We start from the raw sequence: 20,192 nt of genomic DNA on the forward strand, positions 1-20,192 counted from the left end.
CTACAGGCAGTGCAGGTGCCGCTCCCGCGGCAGTACGGCGCCGCGCGCCACATACAGGCGTACGGCGTCGTACACGCGGTAGCGGATCTGCCCGTTCCGGTCCGGCTCGCCGGCCTGGACCAGCTGGCGGTGCAGCAGCTCCTCCAGCAGGTCCATGGCGAGCCGCCGGGACGGTGCCACCCGGGTCGTCATCTCCTGAACGTCGAAGTCCCCCTGGATGTCGGCCAGTTGGCGAAGAGCGGTGCGTAACGGGGGTGGCAGCGGCCGGTAGTACGCGGTCACGCTCGTGTGCAGGGACAGGTCCCCGACATGCAGCTGGCGCAGCCGTTCGCGCTCGTCCGCCAGCCGGTCCGCGAGGTCGCCGAGGGAGCGGTGCGGGCGTGCCGTGAGCCACAGGCCGGCGATGTGCAGGGCCAGCGGCAGCCCCGCGCAGGACTCCACGACGCTCCGCGCCGCCGGCCGCTCGGCGCGGATGCGGGCGGTGCCCACCAGGTCCGCCAGCATCCGGTGGGCGTCCTGCCGGTGCAGGGCGCCGATCCGGCGGTGGAACCCGTCGGACAGCGCGGACAGTTCACGCCGCGCGGCCACCAGGACCCCGCTCCTGCCCCCGTCCACGAGCAGCGGCCGTACCTGCGCCTCGCTGTCGACGTTGTCGAGGACCACGAGCACCCGCCGTCTGCTGAGCGCGTCCCGCAGCCGGGCGCGCGCCTCCTCCGGGTTCTCGGGGGCGGGAGCGCCGCCGAGGGAGCGCAGGATCCGGCGGACGAGCACGTCCGGGCTGAAGGGGAGGGAGGAGGCGCTGTGCAGGTCGACGAAGACCTGTCCGTCCGGGAAGAGGCCGCGCAACTCGTGGGCGGCCCGCAGGGCCAGCGAGGTCTTCCCTGCTCCGGGCGGTCCGACGACCACGGCGGGCCGGCCGTGACCGGGCTCGGTCCGGGCGAGCAGGGCCGTCAGTTCCGCCGTCAGCGCATCCCGCCCGACGAGCCGGTGGCGGGGGGCGGCGGGCAGTTCCGCCGGTACGGCCGCATCCGGGGGAGTGGGCGGGGACCCGGCGCGGGGCAGCCGGAGTAACCGCCCCGCATCGCGGGACGGGAGCCCGAGCGCCTCGGCGAGGAGCAGCAGCGACTGCCTGCGGGGACGGGCGGTGTGGCCGGTCTCCAGATTGCGGATGGCCCGCACGCTCAGCCCCGACCGCTCGGCCAGCTCGCCCTGGGTGAGGAGGGCCGCCTCACGGGCCTGGACCAGCGCGGCGCCCAGGCTGTCCGGGGCGGCCGCGGCGGGCAGCGGGCTCATCAGCGTGCCGGCCGGCGCAGGGCCGCGACGAACTTGTAGCGGGAGCCCCGGTACACCGAGCGCACCCACTCCACCGGTCTGCCCTCGGCGTCCCGGGAGTGCCGGGACAGCAGCAGCATCGGCAGGCCCACGTCGGTGGCGAGCAACTGGGCCTCGCGCGGCGTCGACAGCGAGGTCTCGATGGTCTCGTCGGCCTCGGCGAGATGGACACCGAACACCTCGGCGAGTGCCGTGTACAGCGACGGGTACGTGGCCAGCGACTGCCGCAGCCCGGGAAAGCGCCGCGCCGACAGATGCGTCGTCTCGATCGCCATGGGGTCGCCGCTGGCCAGCCGCAGCCGCTCGATGCGCAGCACGCGCTCGCCGGCCTCGATGCCGAGCAGCCCGGACAGCTTGGTGTCCGCCGCGACCTCGCCGATGTCCAGCATGTGCGAGGCGGGCTCCAGGCCTTGGGCGCGCATGTCCTCGGTGTGCGAGGTGAGCTGGAGGGTCCGGTACAGCTTGGGCTGGGCGACGAAGGTGCCCTTGCCCTGGATGCGGTCGAGCCGGCCCTCCCCGACCAGTTCCTGCAGCGCCTGCCGGACGGTGGTGCGCGAGGTGCCGAGCCGGACGGCGAGCAGGCGCTCCGCGGGCATGGCGGAGCCGGGCTCCAGCGCCTGCGTCATCTCCAGCACCTGCTGCTTGATCCGGTAGTACTTCGGCACGCGCGCGGCGCGGCCGGGCGCCCCCGTGGGGTGCTGGGCGCTGCTGACGTCGGTGGCCATGCCTGCCTTCCCGGCTGTGTGGATGGGCTCCCGTTATAGCGACCAACTGCCCTATGGTCTAGTCCAACCAGTGCGGGAGGTCTAGTCCAGCAGGCGCGCCGTTGCCGGTCCCCGGAAAAGGGGACGAGCGCGCTCCGGTGACTTTCTCGTAACGGCCGGATCGCCTTACTGAACCACCCTTGACACCTCAAAAGGTCTAGGCCAAGCTCCACCGTACTGGTCTACACCATTAGTGGCCAGGTCCCGAGCCCTACGTGCAACAGCGTCGTACGCAGGTCACCGCCGAGGGCGTGGGGGGATTAGTGGCATCCCTGAGGAGGGTGGCGTGAAGCGCAAGCTTGCTGCCGCGATCGTGATCGCGGGCATGATGGTCTCCGTCTCGGCGTGCGGCGGCGACGACGGGAAGGACACGGGCAAGAACGCGGGTCCTGACAGCTTCAAGGGCCAGACCCTGACGGTCTGGACGATGGACGGCTCGGCTCCGCCGCAGTGGTCCAAGGACGTGCAGGCCGCCTTCGAGAAGAAGACCGGCGCCAAGCTGAAGTTCGAGATCCAGAAGTGGGACGGGATCCAGCAGAAGATCACCACCGCCCTCTCCGAGTCCAACCCGCCGGACGTCATCGAGGTCGGCAACACCCAGACCCCGGCCTACGCCGCCACCGGCGGCCTCGCCGAACTGGGCGACCTCAAGCAGGAGATCGGCTCGGACTGGACCCCGTCGGTCTCCGCGTCCTCCGTGTACGACGGCAAGCAGTACGCCGCCCCGTGGTACTTCGCGAACCGCGTCGTCATCTACAACAAGAAGATCTGGGCCAAGGCCGGCATCAAGGGCACCCCGAAGACCCGGGACGAGTTCTTCAAGGACCTGGACACCATCGGCAAGAAGACCGACGCCGAGCCGCTCTACATGCCGGGCCAGAACTGGTACTTCTTCGACGGCCTGACCATCGGCCAGGGCGCCGACCTGGTGAAGAAGGACGGCGACAAGTACGTCTCCAACCTGGGCGACCCGAAGGTCGCCGCGGCCATGGAGACCTACAAGAAGTACGCCTCCTACTCCAAGGCCCCCAAGGACAAGGACGAGGCCACCCCGCAGCAGGCCCAGGTGTTCGCCAAGGGCAAGACCGGCGCCTTCATCGGCATGGGCTGGGAGGCCGGCACCGCGGTCCAGGCCAACAAGGCCATCGAGAAGGACCTCGGCTACTTCACCATCCCCGGCGCCACGGCCGACAAGCCCGAGGGCGTCTTCCTCGGCGGCTCCAACCTCGCCGTCGCCGAGGGCAGCAAGAAGCAGGCCCTGGCCAAGGAGTTCCTGAAGGTCGCCCTGTCCGACGAGTTCGAGGGCGAGCTGGCCAAGCTCAACGGCGTCATCCCGAACAAGCAGTCCCTGCAGACCAACCTCAAGGGCAACGCCGTCGCCGAGGCCGCCGCGCCCGGTGCCTCGGTCGGTGGCACCACCCCGCTGATCCCCGAGTGGGCCGCGGTGGAGAACACCCCGAACCCGATCAAGTCCTACATGACCGCGGTGCTGAACGGTAAGTCCCCGGCGGACGCCGCCAAGCAGGTCGAGGGCGAGATCAACAAGCGCCTGGCCCAGCAGAACTGATGACCCGCGCCGGGGGCGTCGGCGGACGCCCCCGGCTCAGTCGTTCGTACGGCCGGCAAGGCCGGTACCGCCACGGAAGAGATGGCAACTCATGTCAGTGCAGACCGAAGGCACGGACACGGCCGGGGAGCCCGCTGTCCGCAAGGCCCGGACACCAGGGCCGCCGAGGAGCGAGGACCACGGCTCCGGGTCCCCGTCCCGCCGCGGTGCCGCCGCCCCCTATCTGCTCCTGCTGCCCGCGCTGCTGGCCACACTGATCCTGCTCGGCTGGCCCCTGGTGAAGAACGGCATGCTGTCGTTCCAGAACCTCAACCCGCGGCAGCTCATCCAGCACCTCACCGAGTGGAACGGCGGCGACAACTACAAAGAGGTCCTGAGCGGTTCGGACTTCTGGCACGTCGTCGAGCGGTCGGTGGTCTTCACCGCGGTCAACGTCGTCCTGATCATGCTGGCCGGCACCCTGGTCGGGCTGCTGCTCGCCCGGCTCGGCAAGAAGATGCGGCTGCTGCTCATGCTGGGCCTCGTCCTCGCCTGGGCGATGCCCGTCATCGCGGCCACCACCGTCTACCAGTGGCTGTTCGCCCAGCGCTTCGGCGTCGTCAACTGGGTCCTGGACAAGCTCGGCTGGCACTCCATGGCCGACTACAACTGGTTCGGCTCCCAGCTCTCCACCTTCTCCGTGATCACACTGCTCATCGTCTGGCAGTCGATCCCGTTCGTGGCGATCAACCTGTACGCCGCCACCACCACGATCCCCAGGGAGCTGTACGAGGCCGCGTCCCTGGACGGCGCCGGAGCCTGGAAGAGCTTCACCTCGGTGACCTTTCCGTTCCTGCGGCCCTTCCTGTACGCCACGACGTTCCTCGAAGTCATCTGGGTCTTCAAGGCGTTCCCGCAGATCTTCGCCATCAACGAGGGCGGCCCCGACCACCTCACCGAGACCCTGCCGATCTACGCCTTCGTCGAGGGCGTCGGCAACCAGCACTTCGGCGTCGGCGCGGCGATCTCCTTCCTGACCGTCCTGGTGCTGCTCGTCATCACCTCGTACTACCTGCGCATGGTGCTCAAGCAAGAGGAGGACGAGCTGTGAAGCGCTCGGTCTTCGGCCGTATCTGGCCCAACGCGACCGCCGTCATCCTCTTCGTCGGCTTCGTGTTCCCCGTCTACTGGATGTTCGCGACGGCCTTCAAACCGACCGGCGACATCATCTCCGAGAACCCTGTGTGGTTCCCGACGAACCTCACGGTCGGCCACTTCGGCAAGGCCGTGGACGCCGACCACTTCTGGACCCTGGTCCTCAACTCCGTGACCGTCACGGTCAGCGCGGTGCTCCTGTCGCTCGTCATCGCCCTGTTCGCCGCCTTCGCGCTCGCCCGGATGCGGTTCAAGGGCCGGCGCGGCTTCATCGTGACCTTCATGCTGGCGCAGATGGCGCCCTGGGAGGTCATGGTCATCGCCATCTACATGCTGGTCCGCGACAACGACATGCTGGACAGCCTGGTCCCGCTCACCGTCTTCTACGCGATCATGGTGCTGCCCCTGACCATCCTGACACTGCGCGGCTATGTGGCCGCCGTGCCGAAGGAGCTCGAGGAGTCGGCGATGGTCGACGGCTGCACCCGGACCCAGGCCTTCGTCAAGGTCATCTTCCCGCTGCTGGCGCCCGGTCTGATGGCCACCTCGCTGTTCGGCTTCATCACCGCCTGGAACGAGTTCCCGCTGGTCCTGATCCTCAACAAGGACATCGAGAAGCAGACCCTGCCGCTCTGGCTCTCCCAGTTCCAGACCGCCTTCGGTGACGACTGGGGTGCCACGATGGCCGCTTCGTCCCTGTTCGCGCTGCCCATCCTGATCCTCTTCATCTTCCTGCAACGCAAGGCCGTCAGCGGTCTGACCGACGGCGCCGTGAAGGGATGACACCGCCGATGACAACGCTCGCCACTGGCTCAGAAACCCTCACCCGGAACGCCCTCGCGGTGCTGCAGCCGGGATTCGACGGCACCACCGCGCCGGACTGGGTACGCCGCCGCCTCGGCGAAGGCCTCGCCTCCGTCGCCCTGTTCGGCCGCAACGTCGTCACCGAGGAGCAGGTCACCGCGCTGACCGCCGAGCTGCGCGCCGAGCGCGACGACCTGCTGGTGGCCATCGACGAGGAGAGCGGCGACGTCACCCGCCTGGACGTGCGCACCGGCTCCTCCTTCCCCGGCAACCACGCCCTCGGCGCCGTCGACGACCCCGCCCTCACCCGGGGCGTGGCCCGCGAGCTGGGCCGGCGCCTCGCCGCCTGCGGCGTCAACTTCGACTGGGCGCCGTCCGCCGACGTCAACGCCAACCCCGACAACCCCGTCATCGGCGTGCGCTCCTTCGGGGCGGACACCGCGCTGGTGGCCCGGCACACCGCCGCCTGGGTCGAGGGCCTGCAGTCCACCGGCGTCGCCGCGTGCACCAAGCACTTCCCCGGGCACGGCGACACCAACGTCGACTCCCATCACGCCGTGCCGCGGATCGACGTGGACGCGGAGACGCTGTACGCGCGCGAACTGCCGCCCTTCCGTGCCGCCATCGCGGCCGGTACCCGGGCCGTGATGAGCGCGCACATCCTCGTCCCCGCCCTCGACCCGGAGCGCCCCGGCACCCTCTCCCGGCGCATTCTCACCGAGCTGCTGCGCGGTGAACTCGGCTACCAGGGCCTGATCGTCACGGACGGCATGGAGATGCGCGCCATCTCCGGGACGTACGGCCTGGAGCACGGCGTGGTCCTCGCAATCGCGGCGGGCGCGGACGCGATCTGCGTCGGCGGCGGCCTGTGCGACGAGGCGACCGTGCTGAAGCTGCGGGACGCGCTCGTGGCCGCCGTACGCTCCGGCGAGCTGCCCGAGGAGCGCCTGGCCGACGCGGCCGCCCGGGTGCGGGCGCTGGCGCGGTGGACGGCCGAGACCAGGAAGGACGCCGAAGCCGTCGTACCCGAACCGGAGATCGGGCTCGTCGCCGCCCGCCGAGCCCTCACGGTGACCCGTCACGGCTCGGCCGCGCCGCTCACCGAGCCGGTCCACGTCGCCCAGTTCAACCCGGCCCCGAACATCGCCGTGGGCGACGAGACCCCCTGGGGTGTGGCCGCCGAGCTGCTGCGCCTGCTGCCGGGCAGCACGGCCGGCTCCTTCAGCGGGCCCGACGCGGGCCGCGAGGCCGTCGCGGCCGCGGCCGGGCGCCGGGTCGTCGCCGTGGTCCGTGACGAGCACCGGCACACCTGGATGGGCTCCGCCCTCGACACCCTGCTCGCCGCCCGGCCGGACACCGTCGTGGTCGAGATGGGCGTGCCGCAGGCCCCGCCGCGCGGTGCCCTGCACATCGCCACCCACGGCGCGGCCCGCGTCTGCGGGATCGCCGCGGCGGAGGCGGTCGTCGCGGGCTGAACCCCACCGTCACCCGCTCGGGCCGACACCGGAAATCTCCGGTGTCGGCCTTTGCATTGCTCAACCGGCGGCAGATGTACGGCAGTTGGGCGGCACTTTGACGGGGGTACTGACCGGTAATCGTTGACACCCTCAATTGGTCTAGTCCAGCTTGGGAGGGCGCTTCAGTTCGATCACCACGGAGTGACGGCATGCACAAACCCACCCCCTATCTCCACCGAGCGGCGTCCGGCCGCCCCTACTTCAGTGCGGACGGCGAGACGTACCTCGCCCCGACACCCCTGCGCGACCTGGAGAAGTCCCGGCCCCTGCGGGTGCTGTCCGAGGAGGACTTCGCCTTCTGGCAGACGTACGGCTATGTCGTCGTCCGGGAGGCCATCACCCCCGGCGAGGCGAAGAGCCTGCTCGAATTCGCCTGGGACTTCCAGGGCCTCGACCCCGACCGCCCCGAAACCTGGTACGAGGAACCGGAGTTCCGCTCCGAACTCGACCAGCACCTGTTCATCTACGGCTTCGTGGAGGCGTACCACCACCAGCTGATCTGGGACAGCCGCCAGGCACGGCGCGTCTACGACGCCTTCGTGGACGTGTGGGACTGTGAGGAGCTGTGGGTCACCCTGGACCGGCTCAACCTCAACCCGCCCAACATCCACACGCGTTCGCGCTCCCTGATCGAGCCGACCGACGAGGGCTTCGACATCGAGCTGCACTGGGACGTCGACACCACCCTCGCCGTGCTGCCACAGCGGGTCCAGGGCATCATCGCCCTCAATGACAGCCGGCCCGAACTCGGCGGCTTCCAGTGCGCACCGGAGCTGTTCCGCCACTTCGAGCAGTGGCGCATCGCCCAGCCGGCCGGCCGCGACCCGATCCGGCCCGCGATCGACCGCGCCGAGTTCCCCGTGGTCCGCCCCGACCTCCAGGCCGGCGACCTGCTGATCTTCAACGGGCTGCTGGCGCACGGCGTGGCACCGAACCACTCCGCGGGCGCTGTCCGGGCCGTCCAGTACCTGTCGATGATGCCCGCCCTGGAGGAGCACACGGAGCTGCGGAGGTCGCGCGTCGAGTCCTGGCGCACGCTCGGCACCCCCGACTGGAACGGCACCCTGCTCGGCGACGCGCGCAGGCCGGAGGCCCTCCGGTACGGCCCCGCCGAACTGGACGACCTGGGCCGCAAGCTGCTGGGCCTCGACTCCTGGGCGGCACGGTGAACCGGATCTGCCTGTGCCTGCCCACCAACCGGGCCTGCTCCGCCACCGTCACCGCGATCCACCGGGAAGCCGCCTACGCCGCCGAGCAGTTCGGCGCGGACGTCCAGCTCCTGATCCTCGACTCCTCCGACGACCTCACCCGCGCCGAGCACGCCCGCGTCGCGGCGGCACTGCCCCCGGCGGCGAACGTCACCGTGCACCACCTCGGCGAGGACCCGCAGCGCGACTTCCTGCGCAGGGTGATCCGGCGGGCCGGCCTGGCAGAGCCGGACCGGATGCTGACCCTCCTTCTCCCCTCCGGCGTCTCCTACGGCTCCTGCACCGACCGCGCCTTCCTGCTGGCCACCGCCCTCGGCTGCCACTCGGTGCACCGCAGGGACTCCGACAGCACCTACCAACTCCTGGACGGGCAACCGGTCTTCCCCGTCCACCACGAACTCCCCTGGCTGGGCAGGCCCGCCGGGGAGGCCTCGGCCTCCGTCACCTGCACGGACCTCGACCCGGCCCACGCGGAGCGTCCGGTGTCGCTGGCCGGTGCCTCGTTCATCGGTGAACTCTCCGTCGACATAGCCGAGATACGGCGCCTGGACGAGGGCGTCTACCACGACGTGGTCGGCCTGTGGGCGCCCGCCGACGCGTCGCCGCAGGATCGGCGGCAGCTGGTCGAGGAGTCCTTCACCGGAGCGGGCACGGCCCCCTTCACCGGCGACCACGCCACGCTGACCCTCGTGGACCCGATGCGGGTCGACATGTGCAACATCGCCTTCCACCGCGACGTGTACGAGCGGATCCCACTGCCCCCGGCCACCGACACCATCGGCAGCGACTACTTCCTCATCCACCTCGTCCACGACGCCACGCTGCCCGGCATCCTGCACAACCGGCACATCGAGAACTTCTACACTCCCGAACGCCGTACCGACGCGGGCTTCCTGGCCTACCAGACCCGGTTCGTGAAGTTCCTGCTGTCGATGCACTACTTCCACCACGTCTACGACCGGATGGCCGCCGAGGGCGCCCGGCTCCTCGACGACCGGCAGCACGTACGGGCCGACCGGATCGTGGAGTTCCTGCGCGAGAGCACCACCCTGGACCGCGCCGAGAACGTGTGGCGCCTGGACCGCGTCGACACCGCCTACCGCAAACTCGGCGGCCGCTACGAGGAGTTCGCCGAGCGACTGGCCGGGCGCCGCCTGCAGCTGCTGGCCGAGGCCTGCCGGGACATCGAGGACTTCGCCCTGCTGACCGAGGCCTGGCCGCACCTGGTCGAGGCGGCCGGACACGAGGGCTGGTGAGCGTGGAGATCAGCCCGCGGCTGGCCGCCGCACTGGCAGCCGCCCCGGCGGACCGCATCGTCTACGACCTCGACGGCATCGAGGCCCAGTACGACCGGCTGCTGGCCGAACTGCCCGGCATCCAGGTCCGCTTCGCCCTGAAGGCCTGCCCCGTGGACGAGGTGCTGCGGTGCCTCGCACACCGGGGCGCCGGCTTCGACGCGGCCGGCCCCGCCGAGATCGTCCAGGCCCTGCGCACCGGCGTGCCCGTGGACCGGATCCACTACGGCAACACCGTCAAGTCCGACACGGACATCGCCGAGGCCCACCGGCTGGGCGTGCGCACCTTCGCCACCGACAGCGTGCAGGACGTCCGGGCGATCGCCGAACACGCCCCCGGCGCCCGAGTGTTCTGCCGCCTCGCCACCAGCGGGGACGGCGCCCTGTGGGGCCTGAGCCGCAAGTTCGGCTGCTCGGCCGAGGAAGCCGTCTCGATCCTCACCACGGCTCACGCGTCCGGACTCGTCCCGGCCGGCCTGTCCGTGCACGTCGGCTCCCAGCAGCTGACCGGCGAGGCATGGCAGCAGGCCCTCGACTCGATCGCCGAGGTGCTGGTGACGCTGGACGGGCTGGGGATCGTACCGGACCACGTCAACCTCGGCGGCGGCCTGCCCGGGCTCGGCTACCTCGACCGCGACGGCAACCCCCTCGACCCGCCCCTGGACAAGATCTTCACCGTGATCCGGGAGGGCATGGAGCGCCTGAGCGGCCTCACCGCCGCCCCGCTCGGCTTCGTCCTGGAACCGGGGCGGCACCTGGTCGCCGACCACGGTGCGGTCCGCGCCCACGTGTACCGGCTGACCGGGCGAGCACAGCCGGACGGGACGCACGCCCGCTGGCTGTACCTGAGCGTCGGAAAGTTCAACGGCCTCTACGAGATGGACCAGTTGAGCTACCGGCTGGTCTTTCCCACTCAGGCCGACGAGGACGACTCAGCGGGCGACGGCGAGTACGTCTCCGCCGTCGTCGCGGGCCCGACCTGCGACAGCGACGACGCCTACGGCGGCGGCCGGCACCCGGTGCGCGTCCCGCGGGACCTCGTCTCCGGCGACCCGGTCTGGATCCTGTCCGCCGGCGCCTACGCCACCAGCTACACGACCCAGGGCTTCAACGGCATCCGCCCGCTGCCGTGCGTCTGCACCCGCGGCCCGGAAGGACAACACTGAGATGAGAGACCTCGTACGGGGCATCACCGAGGCCGACTGGCCCCAGGTCACCGCCCTGGAGGCCGGGGCGTACGCGGACACCGCGCTGACGGAGGGCGAGGCCGCGCTGCGGTCCCGGGCCGCGGCGGGCACCTGCTTCGTCCTGGACCTCGACGGCCGGATCGCGGGCTACGTCCTGGCCCTGCCGTACCCGATGTTCCGCTACCCGGACCTGACCCGGCCCGAGCGCGTGGCCCACTACTCGGCCAACCTCCACCTGCACGACCTCGTCATCAGCGCGCCCCTGCGGGGCAGGGGGCTGGGCAGCCGGCTGGTGCGCCACCTGACGGACGCGGCCGGCGCCCGCGGCTTCCGCACCATGTCGCTGATCGCGGTCGGCGGCAAGGAGCCCTTCTGGCGGGCCAACGGCTACCGGGCGCACCGCGAGGCCCGGCTGCCGTCGAGCTACGGCAGCGACGCGGTGTACATGTCGGCCCGGGTGGCCGCCTACCGGGAGGCGAGCTGATGGAGAACTCCGACTTCCGCCGCGCCAAGTGGGCGATCGCGGCACTGTTCTGCTTCCTCGGCTTCCAGTACGCCACCTGGGCCGCCCGGCTGCCCGCCCTGAAGACCAGGCTGGACCTGGGCGCAGGGGAACTCGGGCTGCTGCTGATGGCCTGCGGCGCGGGCGCGGCGGCCTCCTACCCGCTCGTCGCCGTCCTGATGCGCAGACTCGGCTCCCGGCGGCTGTCCCTCGCCTCCGCCCTGTGCCTGGTGGCGCTGCTGGCGGCCCTCTCGGTGGTGCCGAACTACCCCCTCGCCCTCCTCGTCATCTGCGGCGACGGTGTCGCCGTCGGCTGCCTTAACGTCGCCATGAACGCCCAGGGCGCCGCCCTGGAGACGGCGTACGGCCGCACCGCCATGTCCCAGCTGCACGCCACGTTCAGCGCGGGCCTGCTCGCCGCCGCCCTGCTGGCCTCCGGCATCACCGCCACCACGGCGTCCGTTCCGGCCCACTTCGCGGTGGCAGCGGCCCTGTTGCTGCTCCTGCTGGGCTACGCGCGCCCGGGCCTCCTCCCGCACCCGGATGCCGGTCCCGCCGACCCGGAGAAGGCACCGAAACAGCGCGCACGCCTGACCCTGCCGTCCGGAAAGACCCTGCTGATGGGCTGCGCCATGGCGTTCGGCACCATCACCGAGGGCGCCATGAACGACTGGTCGACCCTCTACATGCGGGACGTCGTCAAGGCCTCCTCGACGGTGGCGCCGCTGGGCATCGCGGTCGTCTCGGTGATGATGCTGCTCGCCCGGGTGCGCGCGGACCGCTGGCGCAGCCGCTGGGGCGACGGACGCGTGGTGCGCACCGGCAGCGCCGTGGCCGGCCTCGGCCTGGCCCTCGCCCTGCCGGCCGGCGGGGTGGTGCCCACCCTGCTCGGATTCGCCTGCGTCGGACTCGGCGCGGCCGCCGTGACGCCGTGCGTGTACGTCGCCGCCGCCGAACGCGGCTCGGACGCGCTGTCCCTGGTCGCCGCGATGGGCACGACAGGACTGCTGGCCGGCCCCGCCGTGATCGGCTTCGTCGCGGGCGCGGGCGGTCTGACCCTGGGCATGGCCACGGTCGCGGCCTCGGCCCTGATCGTCACCCTGGCCGCCACCCGCATCCCGTGGCAGGACCGGGTGCCGGTGCCGGCCGGGTGACGTACCGGGGGGCCAGGGGGACCAGGGGGACCAGGGGGACTGGACGGAGTGCCAGAACCGGCTCCGGTACTCCGTCGGCGTCGTGTCGAGCCTGCGGCGGAACACGCGGATGAGCGTGTCGACGGTGTGGAAACCGCAGGCGGACGCGACGCGTTCGAGCGTGTCGTCCGTCGTCTCCGGCCGGTTGCGCGCCGCCTCGACGCGGGCGGACTCGACGTAGGCCGCGGGGGCCGCGACCCCGGCCGGGCCAGGGGCGCGTCGGTGGCGTCCGGGCCGACGCGGACCATGAGGTCGCCGCCGGTCACGCCGACAGCCATGTTGCCCCGGTACAGGAACGCGATCCCGCCGAACATGCGCTTCTCGGCGATGCCGGGATCAGCGCCGAGCCGCTCGCGGATCCGCTCGGCCAGCCCCTCGTCGTAGGCCATCAGACACCCCCTTGTCGCGGCTCAGCTCCGGGTCGGGGTGAGCACCACGAAGTCGGCGTTCGACGGGTCCAGACAGATGGCCATCCGGCCGACGCCCTCCATGTCCTCGGGCCCCATCTGCACGCTGCCGCCGTTCTCGGTGACCTTGGCGACCGCGGTGTCGCAGTCGGCGACATGGAAGACCGGGTGCCAGTACGGCCGTCCGTGCGTCAGGCCGAGGCGCTCCGCAGGGACCTGCATGAGGCCACCCTGCATACGGTCCTCGGGAAGACCCGCGGGGGTGATGAGAGAGTACGTGCCCACGCCGCCGGGCAGCTGCATGTCGCTGAACTGCCAGCCGAAGACACCGCCGTAGAACTCCTTCGCGGCCGCGGCGTCGCTCGTGAACAGCTCGGTCCACGACAGCGAGCCCGGCTGGTCCACCAGCTCGACGCCCTTGTCCGTCCCGGGCTGCCAGACGGCGAACTGGCCCCCCAACGGGTCGCTGTACTGCGCCATCCGGCCCCAGTCGTCGAGGTCCATCGGGGCCACCCGCACCGTGCCGCCCGCGCGCTCCACGACCTGGGTCGTGGCATCCGCGTCGGTGACGCTGTAGTAGATCATCCAGGCCGAGCGCGCGCCCTCCTCGGTGAGCTTGCCGAGCCCGGCGACGATCTTGCCGTCCTTCCGGAACATGCCGCCTTCCATGTCCTCCCCCTCGCCCATGGACTGGTACTCCCACCCGAGCACGGCGCCGTAGAAGGCCGCGGCGGCAGGGACGTCGGGAGCGCCGAGGTCAAGCCAACAGGGGGAACCCGGGGCGAAGTCCGTGCTGATCATCGCTATGGCCGCCTTCCGTGGATCCTGTGTGAACCCAGCGTGACACCAGGCACTGACAACCGCCCGTCGGCCGCGCACCGGCACCCCGTCACGGAACGGAGGTGCGGACGGCATCATGCTTGCCGATGCGATCTGCCACCAGCTGGCGGAAATGGGCGCATCGGGTGAAGTCCTCGTGGTCGCAGCCGAGAGCGCATTCGACCAGTTCGAGGGATGCCTGCGCGGCCGCGATACGGGAGCGAAGCGCCTCGGCCTCTGCACGCAGGATGTCCCGGCGCTCGGCGGGGTCGGCGGCGGCGGTCAGCGTGCGGATGGTGTCGAGGGAGAGCCTGCCTCCTTGGCGGGCAGGATGACAGCGACGCGCGTGAGGTCTGCGGTCCCGTAGCGGCGGCGGCCGGCGGCGTCGCGCTGCTCGACGCCGCCGACCGGAGGCGTCACGACGACCATCGTGTCATCGCAGGTCACGGTCCGCGCGGCGATGACGCCCCGGCACCATGCAGCAGCCAGACTCTGGCCCCGGCATACCGACCGGAGCTGCGGACAGGCGCGTAGGTGGCCGCTGATTCGTCAGAGACGGGTGATCAGAGACTGGGGGCCAACAGGGTCAGCCGCAGCAGTGCGGCGAGTGCTAGCACCACGGGGACGGCGTACCACCACCTGCGGAGCCACTCGGCCTTGACGAATACCCACGTCAGCAGCGCCATCACAGAGCAGAAGGCCAAGCTGACGCTGGCCGCGACATGAGAGTTGGTGACGGCCTGTCGGTCCCAGGGGCCGTCTGGCTCGACCATGAAGGCCGTGAGCACGACGTAGCCGGTGACCAAGGTTGCCAGGGCGAGGACGACCGCGCACACACCGGTGCCGATCCGGCTGGAGACCCTTGGCCGTCGGCTCTCGCGTACCGCGGTGGTCGAATCTGCGCTTGAGCTCACCGCAGCGCCTCTTTCGCGTCGTCCAATTTCCTGTCGAAGCCCCGACCGTATTCCTGGGTGTCCGGGTCCTCGTCGTACGGTCCGCCGTTGTAGCGGGCGGCCAGTTCCTGCATTTGGGCTCGGGCCGTCCGCTCCGGCGGTACGTCGGCGAAACCGCTCTCTGCCTTGAGCTGGGCCAGGTACTCCGAGGCGATGAAAATGTACTTCGACAGCGGCAAGCGCCAGCGCGGAGTTGCAAGGGGCTTTCACGGGCGAGCGCTCCGGCGACGTTCGCGCGGATACGGGTGTACTCGGCGTCCGTGTAGCCGTGACAGCATCTCCGTAAAGACCGGTCCGAGCGGGAGCGCTTCGGGCGAGGTCCAAGATCCCGGAAAAGTCCCACAGGCGCCGCCGCACCTCGCAAGGCCCGCGCCCACGCAGGTCAGCCAAGGTGCGGCGACATCCCGTCGAACGGCGCTCAGATGTCCCGGAAGATCTCGATCTGCGCCCCGATCGAGTTCAGGCGCTCCGCGAGGTCCTCGTAACCCCGGTTGATGACGTACACGTTGCGCAGCACCGACGTGCCCTCGGCCGCCATCATCGCCAGCAGGACGACCACGGCGGGGCGCAGGGCCGGCGGGCACATCATTTCCGCGGCGCGCCAGCGGGTCGGGCCCTCGACCAGGACCCGGTGCGGGTCCAGCAACTGCAGGCGGCCGCCGAGGCGGTTGAGGTCGGTCAGGTAGATCGCGCGGTTGTCGTAGACCCAGTCGTGGATCAGCGTCTGGCCCTGCGCGACCGCCGCGATGGCCGCGAAGAAGGGGACGTTGTCGATGTTCAGGCCCGGGAAGGGCATGGGGTGGATCTTGTCGATGGGCGCCTCCAGCTTGGAGGGGCGGACCGTGAGGTCCACCAGGCGCGTACGGCCGTTGTCCGCGAAGTACTCGGGGCTGCGGTCGTGGTCGAGGCCCATCTCCTCCAGGACCGCCAGCTCGATCTCCAGGAACTCGATGGGGACGCGGCGGACGGTCAGTTCCGACTCCGTGACGACCGCGGCGGCCAGCAGGCTCATCGCCTCGACCGGGTCCTCGGAGGGGGAGTAGTCGACGTCGACGTCGATGTTCGGGACGCCGTGCACGGTGAGCGTGGTGGTGCCGATGCCCTCGACCTTGACGCCCAGCGCCTCCAGGAAGAAGCAGAGGTCCTGGACCATGTAGTTGGAGGAGGCGTTGCGGATGACCGTCACGCCGTCGTGCCGGGCGGCGGCCAGCAGCGCGTTCTCGGTCACGGTGTCGCCGCGCTCGGTCAGCACGATCGGACGGTCGGGGCGGACCGTGCGGTCGACCTGCGCGTGGTACTGACCTTCGGTGGCCGCGATGTCCAGGCCGAACCGGCGCAGCGCGATCATGTGCGGCTCGATGGTCCGGGTGCCGAGGTCGCAACCACCGGCGTACGGCAGCTTGAAGGCGTCCATACGGTGCAGCAGCGGGCCCAGGAACATGATGATCGAGCGGGTGCGTACGGCAGCCTCCGCGTCGATCGCCGCCATCTCCAGCTCGGCCGGCGGCACCAGTTCCAGGTCGACCCCGTCGTTGATCCAGCGGGTGCGCACGCCGATGGAGTTGAGCACCTCCAGCAGGCGGTACACCTCCTCGATCCGGGCCACCCGACGCAGCACCGTGCGCCCCTTGTTCAGCAGCGAGGCGCACAGCAGGGCGACGCACGCGTTCTTGCTGGTCTTCACGTCGATGGCGCCGGAGAGCCGACGGCCGCCGACCACCCGCAGATGCATCGGACCCGCATAGCCCAGGGACACGATCTCGCTGTCGAGGGCCTCACCGATGCGGGCGATCATCTCAAGGCTGATGTTCTGGTTCCCGCGCTCGATGCGATTGACCGCGCTCTGACTGGTGCCGAGCGCCTCCGCGAGCTGCGTCTGTGTCCAGCCACGGTGTTGCCGGGCGTCACGGATGAGCTTGCCGATGCGTACGAGGTAGTCGTCTGCCATGAGGTTGAGGCTATCTCAGATATGAGATGGCGCCTGTTGGGGGGTCCATTCGGGTGACGGGATGTCAATGACCAGCGGAGATGCGGGTTATGTGGGACTATGTGGGGGATTCGACCGGTAGTCGTCCACTGTCCTGGTTTCGCTCATAATCACACGTTTGCCGCACAAATCCTCGCGTACTCCCGGGCGAAGAACAGTGCCGGCTCGAAGCGGACCGCCGGTACGAGGTTCGTGGCGTGCACCGGTACGGCGGGTGCAACGGTGTAACGGACCCGCTCGACGCTGCCGTACTCGTCGCGCACCTCCAGCACTCCCGGCTCCGGGCAGTGCCACACGAACTCCGTGGCGTCCTCCCCCAGGGCGTTGGCCAGCGTGCCGGTGCCCCGCCCGTCGTCGAGGAACGCCAGTTCTGACGCCTCCATCACTCCGTAGTCGAAGGGGGAGCTGTCCCAGTGGCCGATCAGTGCGGTATCGAGTGGCATGTGGCGATCTTCGTCCATCGCCCTGTGGTCGACCCCACCGAAAAACGGCAGGGCGGGGTCCGGTCGGACATGACCAGTCAGCGCCCATGTACTAGAGTTATCTCGACATCGAGATATCTGCCGAGGCGCACCGCAGCCGCCACCCTGGTAAGGGTTACCTAACTTAGCCTGACCTCAGCGGATCGGCCAAGATGACGTGGCGGCAGGATTGCGGTGGTACGCGCACATCAATGAAGGAGACTGTCGTGTCGGCGAACAGCTTCGACGCCCGCAGCACGCTGCAGGTGGGCGACGAGTCGTACGAGATCTTCCGGCTGGACAAGGTGGAGGGCTCCGCTCGCCTGCCGTACAGCCTCAAGGTCCTGCTGGAGAACCTGCTCCGCACGGAGGACGGCGCGAACATCACCGCCGACCACATCCGCGCCCTCGGCAACTGGGACTCGCAGGCCCAGCCCTCGCAGGAGATCCAGTTCACGCCGGCCCGCGTGATCATGCAGGACTTCACCGGCGTTCCCTGTGTCGTGGACCTCGCGACCATGCGTGAGGCCGTCGCGGCGCTCGGCGGCGACCCGGCGAAGATCAACCCGCTCTCCCCGGCCGAGATGGTCATCGACCACTCCGTCATCGCCGACAAGTTCGGCACGAACGACGCCTTCAAGCAGAACGTCGAGCTGGAGTACGGCCGCAACAAGGAGCGCTACCAGTTCCTGCGCTGGGGCCAGACCGCGTTCGACGACTTCAAGGTCGTCCCGCCGGGCACCGGCATCGTCCACCAGGTGAACATCGAGCACCTGGCCCGCACCGTCATGGTCCGCAACGGGCAGGCGTACCCCGACACTCTGGTCGGTACGGACTCCCACACCACCATGGTCAACGGCCTCGGCGTGCTCGGCTGGGGCGTCGGCGGCATCGAGGCCGAGGCCGCCATGCTCGGCCAGCCGGTCTCCATGCTGATCCCGCGCGTCGTCGGCTTCAAGCTGACCGGCGAGCTGCCCACCGGCACCACCGCCACCGACCTCGTGCTCACGATCACCGAGATGCTGCGCAAGCACGGTGTCGTCGGCAAGTTCGTCGAGTTCTACGGCGAGGGCGTGGCCGCCACCTCCCTGGCCAACCGCGCCACCATCGGCAACATGTCGCCGGAGTTCGGCTCCACCGCCGCGATCTTCCCGATCGACGACGAGACCCTGAACTACCTGCGCCTGACCGGCCGCTCCGCGCAGCAGGTCGCGCTCGTCGAGGCGTACGCCAAGGAGCAGGGCCTCTGGCTGGACCCGAAGGCCGAGCCGGACTTCTCCGAGAAGCTCGAGCTGGACCTGTCGACGGTCGTCCCGTCCATCGCCGGCCCGAAGCGCCCGCAGGACCGCATCGTCCTCGCCAACGCCGCCGAGCAGTTCAAGTCGGACGTCCTGAACTACGTCTCCACCGCCGACGAGGCCGAGCTGGAGTCCTTCCCGGCCTCCGACGCCCCGGCCATCCACCCCAACGGCACGCCGTCCAACCCGGTCCAGGTCACCGCCCCCGACGGCACGACCTACACCCTCGACCACGGTGCGGTGACGGTCGCGGCCATCACCTCCTGCACCAACACCTCGAACCCGTACGTCATGGTCGCCGCCGCGCTCGTCGCGAAGAAGGCCGTGGAGAAGGGCCTGACCCGCAAGCCGTGGGTCAAGACCACCCTCGCCCCGGGCTCGAAGGTCGTCACCGACTACTTCGACAAGGCGGGGCTGACCCCGTACCTCGACAAGGTCGGCTTCAACCTGGTCGGTTACGGCTGCACCACCTGCATCGGCAACTCCGGCCCGCTGCCGGAGGAGGTCTCCAAGGCCGTCAACGACCACGACCTCGCGGTCACCTCGGTCCTCTCCGGCAACCGGAACTTCGAGGGCCGGATCAACCCCGACGTCAAGATGAACTACCTGGCCTCCCCGCCGCTGGTCGTCGCGTACGCCATCGCGGGCTCCATGAGGGTGGACATCACCAAGGACGCCCTCGGCACCGACCAGGACGGCAACCCGGTCTACCTGACCGACATCTGGCCGACCGAGGCCGAGGTCAACGACGTCGTGGCGAACGCCATCGGCGAGGACATGTTCAGCAAGTCCTACCAGGACGTCTTCGCGGGCGACGCCCAGTGGCAGTCCCTCCCGGTCCCGACCGGCAACACCTTCGAGTGGGACGCCGAGTCCACCTACGTCCGCAAGCCCCCGTACTTCGAGGGCATGACCATGGACCCGGCCCCGGTCGCCGACATCACCGGCGCCCGCGTCCTGGCCAAGCTGGGCGACTCGGTCACCACCGACCACATCTCCCCGGCCGGCGCCATCAAGGCCGACACCCCGGCGGGCAAGTACCTGACCGAGCACGGTGTCGAGCGTCGTGACTTCAACTCCTACGGCTCCCGCCGAGGCAACCACGAGGTCATGATCCGCGGTACGTTCGCCAACATCCGCCTGCGCAACCAGATCGCGCCTGGCACCGAGGGCGGCTACACCCGCGACTTCACCCAGGCTGCGACTGCTGACGCGGCTCCGGTCTCGTTCATCTACGACGCCTCCCGCAACTACATCGAGCAGGGCATCCCGCTGGTCGTCCTGGCCGGCAAGGAGTACGGCTCCGGCTCGTCCCGCGACTGGGCCGCCAAGGGCACCGCGCTGCTCGGCGTCAAGGCCGTCATCGCCGAGTCGTACGAGCGCATCCACCGCTCGAACCTCATCGGCATGGGCGTCCTGCCGCTGCAGTTCCCGGAGGGCGCCTCCGCCGAGTCCCTCGGCCTGACCGGTGAGGAGACCTTCTCCTTCGCCGGCGTCACCGAGCTGAACAACGGCACCACGCCGCGCACCGTCAAGGTCACCACCGACACCGGTGTCGAGTTCGACGCGGTCGTCCGCATCGACACCCCCGGTGAGGCCGACTACTACCGCAACGGCGGCATCATGCAGTACGTCCTGCGCAACCTGATCCGCAAGTAAGCGGCAGCGCACGGCGGTACAGGGCCGCATCCCCGGTGACGGGGGTGCGGCCCTTCGCCGTGCCCTGACCAGGTACGGCGAAGGGCATCAGGAAGGGCGTCACGG

General features: G+C 70.2%; 17 protein-coding genes and 3 pseudogenes. 10 read left to right on the forward strand and 10 right to left on the reverse strand.

Features of this window, described 5'->3' with window-relative positions; all coding sequences use genetic code 11:
* Together ACFYZZ_RS01210 and ACFYZZ_RS01215 are read right to left on the reverse strand one after the other, a co-directional pair.
* A complete protein-coding gene (locus tag ACFYZZ_RS01210; protein WP_389169920.1) occupies window positions 1-1,293 on the reverse strand; it encodes an NB-ARC domain-containing protein in 1,293 nt (430 codons plus the stop codon).
* On the reverse strand, window positions 1,293-2,057 hold the full coding sequence (locus tag ACFYZZ_RS01215; RefSeq protein ID WP_389169923.1) for a GntR family transcriptional regulator: 765 nt from the start codon (window positions 2,055-2,057) through the stop codon (window positions 1,293-1,295). The genes ACFYZZ_RS01210 and ACFYZZ_RS01215 overlap by 1 nt, the downstream gene beginning before the upstream one ends.
* 325 nt (window positions 2,058-2,382) lie before the next feature.
* On the opposite strand from ACFYZZ_RS01215, the gene ACFYZZ_RS01220 reads away from it, so the two are divergent.
* The 9 genes from ACFYZZ_RS01220 to ACFYZZ_RS01260 all read left to right on the forward strand — a co-directional run bounded on the left by ACFYZZ_RS01220 (window position 2,383) and on the right by ACFYZZ_RS01260 (window position 12,464).
* A complete protein-coding gene (locus tag ACFYZZ_RS01220) occupies window positions 2,383-3,663 on the forward strand; it encodes an extracellular solute-binding protein (RefSeq protein WP_389169925.1) in 1,281 nt (426 codons plus the stop codon).
* 91 nt (window positions 3,664-3,754) lie between these two features.
* Window positions 3,755-4,753: a carbohydrate ABC transporter permease gene (locus ACFYZZ_RS01225; protein ID WP_389169928.1), complete on the forward strand. Its 999-nt coding sequence runs from the start codon at window positions 3,755-3,757 to the stop codon at window positions 4,751-4,753.
* Complete coding sequence (locus tag ACFYZZ_RS01230; RefSeq protein ID WP_386575717.1) at window positions 4,750-5,580, forward strand: carbohydrate ABC transporter permease; 831 nt, start codon at window positions 4,750-4,752, stop codon at window positions 5,578-5,580. The genes ACFYZZ_RS01225 and ACFYZZ_RS01230 overlap by 4 nt, the downstream gene beginning before the upstream one ends.
* A gap of 8 nt (window positions 5,581-5,588) precedes the next feature.
* A complete protein-coding gene (locus ACFYZZ_RS01235; RefSeq protein WP_389169930.1) occupies window positions 5,589-7,076 on the forward strand; it encodes a glycoside hydrolase family 3 protein in 1,488 nt (495 codons plus the stop codon).
* Window positions 7,077-7,267: 191 nt separating this feature from the next.
* Complete coding sequence (locus tag ACFYZZ_RS01240) at window positions 7,268-8,287, forward strand: phytanoyl-CoA dioxygenase family protein (RefSeq protein WP_389169932.1); 1,020 nt, start codon at window positions 7,268-7,270, stop codon at window positions 8,285-8,287.
* Window positions 8,284-9,582: a DUF6271 family protein gene (locus ACFYZZ_RS01245; RefSeq protein ID WP_389169934.1), complete on the forward strand. Its 1,299-nt coding sequence runs from the start codon at window positions 8,284-8,286 to the stop codon at window positions 9,580-9,582. The genes ACFYZZ_RS01240 and ACFYZZ_RS01245 overlap by 4 nt, the downstream gene beginning before the upstream one ends.
* Window positions 9,579-10,787, forward strand: coding sequence for a type III PLP-dependent enzyme (locus ACFYZZ_RS01250; protein WP_389169937.1), 1,209 nt, complete (start codon window positions 9,579-9,581; stop codon window positions 10,785-10,787). Before ACFYZZ_RS01245 ends, ACFYZZ_RS01250 begins: the two co-directional genes overlap by 4 nt.
* Window position 10,788: 1 nt before the next feature.
* Window positions 10,789-11,292, forward strand: a complete 504-nt coding sequence (locus ACFYZZ_RS01255; protein WP_389169940.1) for a GNAT family N-acetyltransferase — start codon at window positions 10,789-10,791, stop codon at window positions 11,290-11,292.
* Window positions 11,292-12,464, forward strand: a complete 1,173-nt coding sequence (locus tag ACFYZZ_RS01260; RefSeq protein WP_389169942.1) for an MFS transporter — start codon at window positions 11,292-11,294, stop codon at window positions 12,462-12,464. The genes ACFYZZ_RS01255 and ACFYZZ_RS01260 overlap by 1 nt, the downstream gene beginning before the upstream one ends.
* A 54-nt stretch (window positions 12,465-12,518) precedes the next feature.
* On the opposite strand, the pseudogene ACFYZZ_RS01265 reads toward ACFYZZ_RS01260, so the two are convergent.
* The 8 genes and pseudogenes from ACFYZZ_RS01265 to ACFYZZ_RS01300 all read right to left on the reverse strand — a co-directional run.
* A pseudogene (locus ACFYZZ_RS01265) lies at window positions 12,519-12,692 on the reverse strand (helix-turn-helix domain-containing protein); the annotation flags it as partial.
* 17 nt (window positions 12,693-12,709) lie between these two features.
* Window positions 12,710-12,892 (reverse strand): annotated as a pseudogene (locus tag ACFYZZ_RS01270) (TfoX/Sxy family protein); the annotation flags it as partial.
* Window positions 12,893-12,913: 21 nt separating this feature from the next.
* A complete protein-coding gene (locus ACFYZZ_RS01275; protein ID WP_389169945.1) occupies window positions 12,914-13,711 on the reverse strand; it encodes a VOC family protein in 798 nt (265 codons plus the stop codon).
* Between the two features lie 88 nt (window positions 13,712-13,799).
* Window positions 13,800-14,158: pseudogene (locus ACFYZZ_RS01280) on the reverse strand (MerR family DNA-binding protein).
* A 134-nt stretch (window positions 14,159-14,292) separates the two neighbouring features.
* Window positions 14,293-14,643: a hypothetical protein gene (locus tag ACFYZZ_RS01285; protein ID WP_389169948.1), complete on the reverse strand. Its 351-nt coding sequence runs from the start codon at window positions 14,641-14,643 to the stop codon at window positions 14,293-14,295.
* Window positions 14,640-14,861 carry a hypothetical protein gene (locus ACFYZZ_RS01290; RefSeq protein ID WP_389169951.1) on the reverse strand — a complete coding sequence of 74 codons (222 nt, stop codon included), beginning with the start codon at window positions 14,859-14,861 and terminating at the stop codon, window positions 14,640-14,642. The genes ACFYZZ_RS01285 and ACFYZZ_RS01290 overlap by 4 nt, the downstream gene beginning before the upstream one ends.
* Window positions 14,862-15,100: 239 nt before the next feature.
* The gene (locus ACFYZZ_RS01295) at window positions 15,101-16,630 is read right to left on the reverse strand and encodes a UDP-N-acetylglucosamine 1-carboxyvinyltransferase (RefSeq protein WP_145884138.1); all 1,530 of its coding nucleotides are present in this window, start codon (window positions 16,628-16,630) and stop codon (window positions 15,101-15,103) included.
* A 149-nt stretch (window positions 16,631-16,779) separates the two neighbouring features.
* Entirely contained in the window at window positions 16,780-17,112 is a 333-nt protein-coding gene (locus tag ACFYZZ_RS01300) for a hypothetical protein (protein ID WP_389169954.1), read from the reverse strand.
* A gap of 245 nt (window positions 17,113-17,357) precedes the next feature.
* On the opposite strand from ACFYZZ_RS01300, the gene acnA reads away from it, so the two are divergent.
* The gene (gene acnA, locus ACFYZZ_RS01305) at window positions 17,358-20,087 is read left to right on the forward strand and encodes an aconitate hydratase AcnA (RefSeq protein ID WP_389169957.1); all 2,730 of its coding nucleotides are present in this window, start codon (window positions 17,358-17,360) and stop codon (window positions 20,085-20,087) included.
* Window positions 20,088-20,192 lie beyond the last annotated feature (105 nt).

The sequence above is a fragment of the Streptomyces sp. NPDC001816 genome, from assembly GCF_042892235.1.
GTDB lineage: Bacteria > Actinomycetota > Actinomycetes > Streptomycetales > Streptomycetaceae > Streptomyces.